The sequence below is a fragment of the Pseudooceanicola marinus genome (genome assembly GCF_002786295.1).
Classification (GTDB): Bacteria; Pseudomonadota; Alphaproteobacteria; order Rhodobacterales; family Rhodobacteraceae; genus Pseudooceanicola; species Pseudooceanicola marinus.
The window spans coordinates 1,585-3,102 of record NZ_PGTC01000030.1 but is presented as its reverse complement, the minus strand read 5'-3'; the positions used below and the strand labels follow the sequence as shown (position 1 = coordinate 3,102).

At 72.3% G+C, this 1,518-nt stretch carries 1 protein-coding gene; it reads right to left on the bottom strand.

All coding sequences use genetic code 11. The features are described 5' to 3' along the window. Positions 1-1,518: DNA cytosine methyltransferase (locus CVM50_RS20975; protein WP_232618339.1), on the bottom strand; the 1,518-nt coding region annotated here is incomplete at both ends.

Sequence of the window (1,518 nt, the reverse complement as noted above, 5' to 3'; positions counted from 1 at the left end):
TGTCGAGGGTGACCAGGTCGCCGCCGTCCCAGGCGCCATGGGCGCGGAGGAACTCGGCCACTTCGCGCGCCCTGGCCTCGTGCGCTTCCGTGAAGGGCGGGGCCTGCAGGGCGGCCTGCATGTGGGCCATGCGGTCCTTCACGGTGATCGTGTGGCAGGGCGCATCGGTGCGGGCGCCGTCGCCCGTGCCGTAGTACTTGGCAAAGAAGGTGGCGACGGGCGTCTGGTGGCTGCCGCTGGCCGCGACGGTGGAGAGCGGATCGCGCGCGTCGTGGCCTGCGTGGGCGCCCATGCGCGGCCCGCCGTTCTGCTGGGCGAGGAAGGCGGCGCGGGCGGCGTGTTTGGCGCCGCCGGCCACGATGGTCCCGAGCGGCTTGCCGAGGTCGAGGGCGCGGGGCGCTTGGCCGGGCCGCTCGCCATAGCCGGTCTGGATCAGCGTCGGCAGCAGCACGGCATTCTGGTCCTTCGTGCTGGCGCAGATCGTGTGCAGCGGCAAAGTGGCGTTGCGGGTGTTCCCGCCCTGCTGGGCATAGGTCAGGACGGGGGCGACGATCGCGTGCTGGACGCCGCGTCCTGTGATGGTGCCCAGGGGATCGGTCAGCGGGTATTCCCGCCGCCCGCCGCTGTCGCCGTGGGCGATGCTGGCAAGACAGGGGGCCAGGACACCAAGCGGCGCGGCGCCGCCCGGACGCTTCACCCAGCTGTTGGCCGTGATGGACGGCGCCGGGGTGCGCAGGTCAGTGCCCGTGGCGCCGGTGTTGAAGCGGGTGAGGCTGGGCGCCAGCAGGACACTGTGGCCCCCTCCGGCCAGCACCGTCGGATGAGGCGCACCGATCGCGCTGTCCCGACGCGCGCTGCCCTTGAGCGACATGAACGACGGTGCCACGACCGCCTTCTCGCCGCGGTGCGCGGCGGTGATGGTGCGGAATGGCTCCTCTGCCGCCTCCACCCGGCCACCGTGGGTGAGGTTGACCAGGAAGGGCGCCTCGGCCTCCAGCACGTAGCGCGCGACGCCGCGGGCGATGCGCGCGAGGGTGTTGTCGGCCAGGGGCCGCACGGCGCGCAGGCCAAGCGTTGCGCGGATCTCCTCGGCGCTGTCGAAGATCGACGGGCAGGGGATCGACCAGTCGATGCACTCCGCGGCCGTGCGCCAGGGCTGCAGTTCGTCCGCGATCACGCGGGGATCGTCCGGCGCCCCGTGGGTCGGGTCCGGCCAGACAATCGGCTGGCCGTCAAAGCGGATGATGACGAAGAGCCGCTTGCGGATCGTGGGCGCGCCATAGTCGCAGGCGCGGAGCTCTCGGGCCTCCATCTTGCCCCCGAGGCGCCGGATGGCCTTGCGCCACTTGTCGAAGGTCTCGCCGCGGCGCTGCGGGCAGGGCATCGGCCCGCGCGGGGTCTCGATCACCGGTCCCCAGGTCTTCCACTCCTCGACGTTCTCCATGATCACCACGTCGACCTGGCCGCCGCTCTTCTGGATGCGCTCGATCCAGCCGGGGATGACCCAGGCCAGATCGC